Source organism: Amycolatopsis sp. SID8362, from assembly GCF_010550475.1.
GTDB classification, from domain to species: Bacteria; Actinomycetota; Actinomycetes; order Mycobacteriales; family Pseudonocardiaceae; genus Amycolatopsis; species Amycolatopsis eburnea.
The window spans coordinates 1-7,427 of the sequence record NZ_JAAGNB010001120.1 but is presented as its reverse complement, the minus strand read 5'-3'; the positions used below and the strand labels follow the sequence as shown (position 1 = coordinate 7,427).

Here is a 7,427-nt window from a genome sequence, read left to right as displayed (position 1 = left end):
TTCCAGCCGCAGCAGCGTGCCGTCGCCGGTGCCGGGGATCCGCTCGGCCAGCACGCGCACGCCCGCGCCCGAGCCGAGCGACAGCCGCCGGGTCCAGGACTCCCGGTCCGGGCCGTCGAGGGCGAGCGCCCGCAGCACGCCGTGGTCGGCGGCGTCGAGCAGGTCGGTGGCGGCCTGGTTCATCAGCACGACGTCGGCGCCGAACACCAGCACCGGGCCCGGGCGTTCGCGCATGGCGGTCTGGAAGGCGTTCAGCAGCCGGCGTTCGGACAGCCGCGCGCCTTCCAGCAGGCGGCGTTCGATGTCGCGGACCGCGCGGACGAGGAACGGTGCCAGCATCGGGTTGGCGTCGCGGGTGATGCCGGTGATGTCGAGGACGCCGGCGATGCGGCGGGTCACCGGGTGGTAGATCGGGTGGCCGTAGCAGCTGAACGCTTTGAGCGCCTCGACGTAGTGCTCGCCGCCGTGCACAACCATGCCGCGGCCTACTTCGAGCGGGGTGCCGAGGCCGTTGGTGCCCGCGGACTCTTCGGCGAAGTAGCGCCCGGGCAGCGCGCCGATGCGGTCGAGCGCGTGCTCGACGGCGGTGTCGTCGCACCAGCGGTCGACGATGTTGGCCGAGCTGTCGCCGAGGATCGTGCAGAACCGGGTGCCCCGCAGCTGGTCGGCCATCTCGTCGAGGACCGGCCGGGCGGCCACGACCAGCCGGCTGGACCGGTCGACGGCCCGGAACGCGGCCCGCTCGAGCGCGTTGTCCGGCTCGACCCCGCCGAGGCGCGCCCGGCGCCACGACAGCTCGATTTCGGCGCGAAGCGACATCGGTTCCCGCACGTTCCCGTCGCCTCCTCGCTGACGGCGTCCGATTGGGGGACAGTAATGGCACTCGGTGGCGAAATGGAAGACCTGGTCTGAACGGCGGCGTCAGAACACCCGATCGGCGTAATCAGGCGTGCTGGGTGGTGGCGGCTTTCTCGAGGCCGAGGAGGGTGATCGACTTTTCGCGCATCTCGACCTTGCGGACCTTGCCCGTCACCGTCATCGGGAACTCCTCCACCACGTGGACGTAGCGGGGGACCTTGTAGCGAGCCAGCTTGCCCTCACAGAACTCCCGCACCTTCTCCGCGGTCAGCGGCTCGGCGCCTTCGCGCATCCGGACCCACGCCATCAGCTCCTCGCCGTACTTCTCATCCGGCACCCCGATCACCTGCGCGTCGAGGATGTCCGGGTGGGTGTAGAGGAACTCCTCGATCTCCCGCGGGTACAGGTTTTCCCCGCCGCGGATGACCATGTCCTTGATCCGGCCGGTGATGTTGAGGTAGCCGTCGCCGTCCATCACCGCCAGATCCCCGGTATGCATCCAGCGCGCCGTGTCGATCGCCTCGGCTGTCTTGTCCGGCTGCTCCCAATAGCCGAGCATCACCGAATACCCGCGGGTGCACAGCTCCCCCGGCTCCCCGCGCGGCACGGTCAGGCCGGTTTCCGGGTCCACGACCTTGACCTCCAGGTGCGGCCCCACCCGCCCGACCGTCGAGACGCGACGTTCGATCGAGTCGTCGGCGCGGGTCTGGGTGGACACCGGTGAGGTTTCGGTCATGCCGTAACAGATCGACACCTCGGCCATGCCCATCCGGTCGATGACCTGCTTCATCACCTCCACCGGACACGGCGAGCCCGCCATGATCCCCGTCCGCAGCGACGACAGGTCGAAGCTCGCGAAGTCCGGGTGGTTCAGCTCCGCGATGAACATCGTCGGCACCCCGTACAGCGACGTGCACCGCTCCGCCGCCACCGCTTCCAGGGTGGCTTTCGGGTCGAACGCCGGTGCCGGGATCACCATGCACGCACCGTGGCTGGTGCAGGCGAGGTTGCCCATCACCATCCCGAAGCAGTGGTAGAACGGCACCGGGATGCACACCCGGTCCGTCTCGGTGTAGTTGCACAGCTCGCCGACGAAGAAGCCGTTGTTGAGGATGTTGTGGTGCGACAGCGTCGCGCCCTTCGGGAACCCGGTCGTGCCCGAGGTGTACTGGATGTTGATCGGGTCATCGGCTGACAACCCGGCCTGCAGATGCTTCACCTGCTCCGGGTCCCCACCGGCCGTCATCAGGGCCTGCCAATCCGGGCCGCCGAGGATCACGACGTGCTCCAAGGCGGCGCACTTTTCCCGGACTTCTTCGACCATGGCCGGGTAGTCGGAGGTCTTGAACTTGTCTGAGGCGACCAGCAACCGGATCCCCGCCTGGTTCAGGACGTATTCCAGCTCGTGTGACCGGTAGGCGGGGTTGATGTTGACCAGGATCGCGCCGATCTTCGCCGTCGCGTATTGCAGGAACGTCCACTCCGCGCGGTTCGGCGACCAGATCCCCACCCGGTCACCCTTGCCGATCCCCCGCGCCACCAGTCCGAGCGCGAGAGCGTCGACTTCGGCGGCCAGCTCCCGATAGGTCCACCGGCGCCCCGCGGTCCGATCGACCAGGGCGTCGCGGTCCCCGAACGCCGCCACCGTCCGATCGAAGTTGTCGCCGATCGTGTCCCCGAGCAGCGGCACCGCGGAAGCGCCGGATGCGTAACTGAGCATGGGGTTCATCCTCACGTCCGGGATGCGGCCGCCGGTGTCCAAGAACTGGACACCGGCGTCAGCCCTGACTGGTGTTTTCCTGCAGCTTGCGCCGCCGGGACGCCCACCGCTGGGTCTCCGAGGCGACGATCTCGTCGACGGCGGCGAGCAACGCCCGCCGGTCCGCCTCGCCGCGGCGGTCTTCGGGCAGCAGCCGGTACTGGTGGACGACGCTCCGCAGCTCCGACCAGCGGCCGATGAACTCGACCCAGTTCTCGTGCCAGTCGAAGGACCGCCGCAACCCGGTGACGACCAGAGTCGCCGCGGCCAGCACCGCGGTCACCCAGGCAACCGCCCCGAGCGCGGCGGCCACGGTGGTGGCCGCGGACCCGAGCAGCAAGGCGACCTCGGTGGCCCGGTTCGCCACCCGGTTCCGATCCGCGTTCCGTCGGTACCACCCCAGCTCCCGCAACGCGACAGCCAACGCGGGATCGGCTTCATCCCACGGATCGCCGGCGCCCTCGGCACCCGAACTACGCGAAGTCATGGCGCGACAGTAGCCACCTTCACCAGACCATCAACACCATCCCGGCAACCATGGCGACCTCAGCCCCGACCGCGGCGGCCACCTTCGGCTCCCGCACCCGCCGGCCAAGGTCGGCAGCCCACCGGCTCAGAGCCGCGGGCCCGAGCACCGGCTCTTTGGCCAGCCGACGCCTCACCTCGCCGAGGTCCACGACCCGCCAGCTTGGCATCTCCCCCACCCGGCCCAGCTCCACGGCCCGGCGCGACCTCCGACCCGACCAGGCGATCCAGCACCGCACCACCACCCAAACCACAACCACCACCCGCGGCGAAACCCCGCCGCCCACCCCACCGTGCACGTGTCCCGGCACCGCCACCGCATGCGCACCCTCCAGCGGCATCACCACCGCCAGCACCGCCGTCGCCACCAGGTCGCACAACACCGGCAACCGCGCCCGAACCGGCCCCGCGGCGCCCGCCGCCCAGTACGCGACTCCGCCGAGCAAGCCCGCCCACCCCAACGGCCCCAACCCGTCCCACCCCGGCACCAGCATCGCCACCATCGCCGCGCCCACCGCAACATGGGCCCACCGGCAGCGCGCAGGCAGCAACACCTCAGGCACCGTGGCAATGCCCGTTCGGCGACGGCGGGACGTCCAGCGTCGGGTTCCGGTCGAAGAACCCGACCGGCTTCAGCGTGAAGCCCGCGTAGTCGACCGGCATCACCGGCCAGTCCTCCAGCCGCGGGAAGTGGGTGAGGCCGAACGTGTGCCACAGCACGATGTCCTCGCCGTCGACACTCCGGTCGGCCGCCGTCCACGCCGGGAGGCCCGCGCCGCCTGGATGCTGGTTGACCAGGTCGCCCGCCGGGTAGCGCTCGGCCGGGTCGTAGCGGGTCACCCAGAGGTGTTTCGTCGCGAACGCCGCTCGCTGGTGGATCGACGACGACTCGTCGGCCAGCAGCGTCGGCTGCCCTTCCGGGTACAGCGCGTACGCCACCTCGCGGCCCGCGCGGTTCCGCCGGTCCGGGTTGACGATGTGCCACGTCCGCGCCCGGCTGTTGTCCGCCACGCGCGCGGCCGACGACTCCGACGTCAGGCGCGTGCGGGATTCCCGGAACGCGTTGCCGTACGGGTTCGCCGGGCTCACCGGGAGCCGCTCGGCCTCGACCTCGTCGACGGCGTTGCGCGGACCGTCCACGCACACGTCGAGGCGGGCCGAGAACAGGTGCTGGTGGAACGGCGCGCCGAGGCCCGGCGCCACCTCCGTGGCGAACTCGCCCGAGGTGAACGCCGAGGTGAACGTGATGCCGGTGGCCTTCGCCTCCAGCTGGATCGTGCCGTCCAGGTAGAGGTACCAGTAGAAGCCGTAGTCGTAGTTGCCGATCGTGGTGAAGAACGAGATCACCAGCCGCCGCTGCCGCCGGGTCTCGCTGGAGCCCGCGAACATGTCGCTGTGCTTCCACAGCACGCCGAAGTCCTCTTCGTGCAGGCAGATCGCGTTGCGGATGGTGCGCGGCTGCCCGAAGTCGTCGGCGATCGTCGCGTCGAAGTAGCGGATCTCGCCGAGGCAGTCGCAGCCGAGCTCCAGCGAATTCGCGTAGCGGGCGAACATGTACTCGCCGCAGTCGAAGTAGTTCTGCCAGTACCGCACTGGCGACGGGTCGGCGTAGGGCACCACCATCTCCGCGACCGACGCCCGGTACAGCACCGGCCGCTCGTGGAAGGACAGCTGATGCAGCGTCAGGCCTTCGCGCTCGTTGAAGCCGAGCCGGAGGTCCCAGTTCTCCCACCGGACCCGGCTGCCCTCGACGCTGAAACTGGGCCCGGCCGGCTGCGTGATCTCGATCGGCTTGAGCGTCGTGCGCCGCGGGCCGGTCTGCGCCGGGTCGTCGAAGTTGCCCGGCTCCTGCGGCACCGGCAGCTCGCGGTGGTCGAGCACCCGCACGACCTCGCGGCGCGTCAGGTCGACGTAGGCCACCAGGCCGTCCACCGGGTGCGCCCACGGGTGGTCCTTCTCGTGGAACTGCTGGAAGCCGAGCACCCGCACGATCCGCCGGCCCGCCTCGCCCGGCAGGTCGTACGCGCCCGCCGACAGCGGCACCGACCGCACGCTCGCCGGGTCGATGCCGCGCCGCGCCAGCGCCTCGGTCCACGTCGCGTCGGCGTTGACGATGTCCTCGACGAGCTCGAACTCGGTGTCGATGATCGGCGGCTGGCCCGAGACGGCGGGGTCGAGCTCCGTCACGGAGTCCACAGTGGACCGGGTGACCGAGACGACGACGTCCCGCGAGCTGCCGTCGGCGAGGTCCAGCAGCAGGGCGCGGAACCGGCGGTCGAGCGGGTCGCCCGTGCGGAAGGCGAGCACGTCCGCCTTGGCCGGTTCTTCGAGGGCGAAGAAGGCGAACCGCACGGCGTCGCCGAGCAGCCCGGCGTCGGCGAGGACGCGGCGGGCCGCGGTCACCTCGGGTTCACTCACGGGGTCGAGCGGGTGGGTGGCGGTGGTGGCGGCCCGGTCGGTGAGGGTCATGATCGCTCCTGTTCAGGCGGGTTCGGCGGCGGGGACGACGGCGGTGGCCGGGCGCAGCGCCCGGTGGAGCACGAGACCGAGCACGAAGGCGCCGAGCAGCACGGCGCCGATGATCGCGGCGAGCGTCGCGGACCCGCCGATGAGCGTCGGGAAGTTGCCGACGGTGAGCACCAGGCACGCGGCCAGTCCCGCGAAGCCCAGCAGGGGCGCGACGACCGTGTGCCAGACGCGGCGGTCGGCGCCGGTGCGGCGGAAGAACACGAGCACGGCCAGGCACGTCATCGTCATCAGCGCGAGCACGCCGAGGGTCGCCGTGCCCGCCATCCACGAGAACACCTGGGTGACCGGGTCCATCCCGGTGACCGCGAAGAGGGCGACGAACACCAGCGCCGAGAGCGTCTGGACGACCGACGCGACGTGCGGGGAGCCGTGGCGGACGTGGCTGCGCCCGCAGTGCGCGGGCAGCGCGCCGGAGTTGCCGAGCGAGAACGCGTACCGCGCGAGGACGTTGTGGAACGACAGCGCGGCGGCGAACAGGCTGGTCACCAGCAGCACCTGGACGATGTCCGAGCCCGCCGTGCCGAGGTAGTTCCCGACGGTCGTGATCAGCATGGTGCCGGGGTCGGTCCCGGCCTGGGCGACCGCGGCGTCGTCGCCCCACGCCGACACGACGGCCCACGAGGACAGCGCGTAGAACCCGGTGATGAGCAGCAGCGCCGTATACGTGGCGCGCGGGATGGTCCGGGCCGGGTCGCGGGCTTCGTCGCGGAAGATGGCCGTCGCCTCGAAGCCGATGAAGCTGGCGATCGCGAACATGATCGCGATGCCGAACGACCCCGACCCGATCTTCGCCGGGTCGAACAGCGCCGCCGACAGGCCGGACGGCGAGCCGCCGCGGACGGTGACGACCGCGTCGAAGACCAGCACGATGCCGACCTCGCAGAGCAGCAGCACGCCGAGCACCTTGCTGCTCAGCTCGATGTGCCGGTAGCCCAGCACGCCGACGACGGCGAGCACCGCCGCCGCGTACACCCACCATGGCACGGCAGGCCCGCCGTAGTGCCGGACGAGGCCGTCGAGCGTCGCGCCGAGGTAGCCGTAGACGGCGAGCTGGACGGCGGTGTAGGTGACCAGCGCGAGGAACGCGGCGCCGAGCCCCGGCGCCCGGCCGAGGCCGCGCCGGATGTAGGTGTAGAACGCGCCGGCGTCGGGCACGTGCCTGCTCATCGCGCAGAACCCGACCGCGAACAGCAGCAGGACGACGCAGCAGACGACGAAGGTGGCGGGGAAAGCGGCGCCGTTGCCCAGCGCCAGGCCGAGCGGGACGCTGCCCGCGACGACGGTCAGCGGCGCGGCGGCCGCGACGACCATGAAGACGATGGAGCCGGCACCGAGGGAGCCGGAGAGGGAGCGTGACGCGGATGTGTCCATTGCGGACCTCCGGAGAGGACGGGGACTTGCGGTCGGCCCAGGCTTGCCGAGCCACGTTGCCGACCGGTTCGCCGCGCGTCAAACCCCCGTCTCCGGCACCGGGAACCCGGCCGGGCCCGTTCTCCGAACGCGGGAACGGCCCGCGCGGAGATTCTCATTCGACTTGTGCGGCGCGCGAACGGCCCGTAATACCTGCGTGACAGACCTTGTCTAGCGTGGTGCGCCCCGGGAGGAGAGATCCCATGTCGTTGCCGCCCAGACTGCTGCCGCCGGTGCGCGCGGAGTCCCCGATGTCCGGGCTCGACCGGCGCAACCTCGGGCCGCTGCCGGTGTTCGCGCAGTCGGTGGCCGGGGCCGCGCCGTCGGCGGCGATGGCCGCGAGCCC

Annotated in this window: 5 protein-coding genes and 1 pseudogene; all 6 read right to left on the bottom strand. The window is 71.1% G+C overall.

Features of this window, described 5'->3' with window-relative positions; translation table 11 throughout:
• Positions 1–831, bottom strand: a pseudogene (locus tag G3I65_RS35170) (hypothetical protein); the annotation flags it as partial.
• Between the two features lie 112 nt (positions 832–943).
• The gene (locus tag G3I65_RS35165) at positions 944–2,578 is read right to left on the bottom strand and encodes an AMP-binding protein (RefSeq protein ID WP_163046808.1); all 1,635 of its coding nucleotides are present in this window, start codon (positions 2,576–2,578) and stop codon (positions 944–946) included.
• A 58-nt stretch (positions 2,579–2,636) separates the two neighbouring features.
• A complete protein-coding gene (locus G3I65_RS35160) occupies positions 2,637–3,104 on the bottom strand; it encodes a DUF4231 domain-containing protein (protein ID WP_160699922.1) in 468 nt (155 codons plus the stop codon).
• Between the two features lie 19 nt (positions 3,105–3,123).
• Complete coding sequence (locus tag G3I65_RS35155; RefSeq protein WP_160699921.1) at positions 3,124–3,696, bottom strand: hypothetical protein; 573 nt, start codon at positions 3,694–3,696, stop codon at positions 3,124–3,126.
• A gap of 1 nt (position 3,697) precedes the next feature.
• Positions 3,698–5,611, bottom strand: a complete 1,914-nt coding sequence (locus G3I65_RS35150; protein ID WP_160699920.1) for a primary-amine oxidase — start codon at positions 5,609–5,611, stop codon at positions 3,698–3,700.
• A 12-nt stretch (positions 5,612–5,623) separates the two neighbouring features.
• A complete protein-coding gene (locus tag G3I65_RS35145; protein WP_160699919.1) occupies positions 5,624–7,042 on the bottom strand; it encodes an APC family permease in 1,419 nt (472 codons plus the stop codon).
• Positions 7,043–7,427 lie beyond the last annotated feature (385 nt).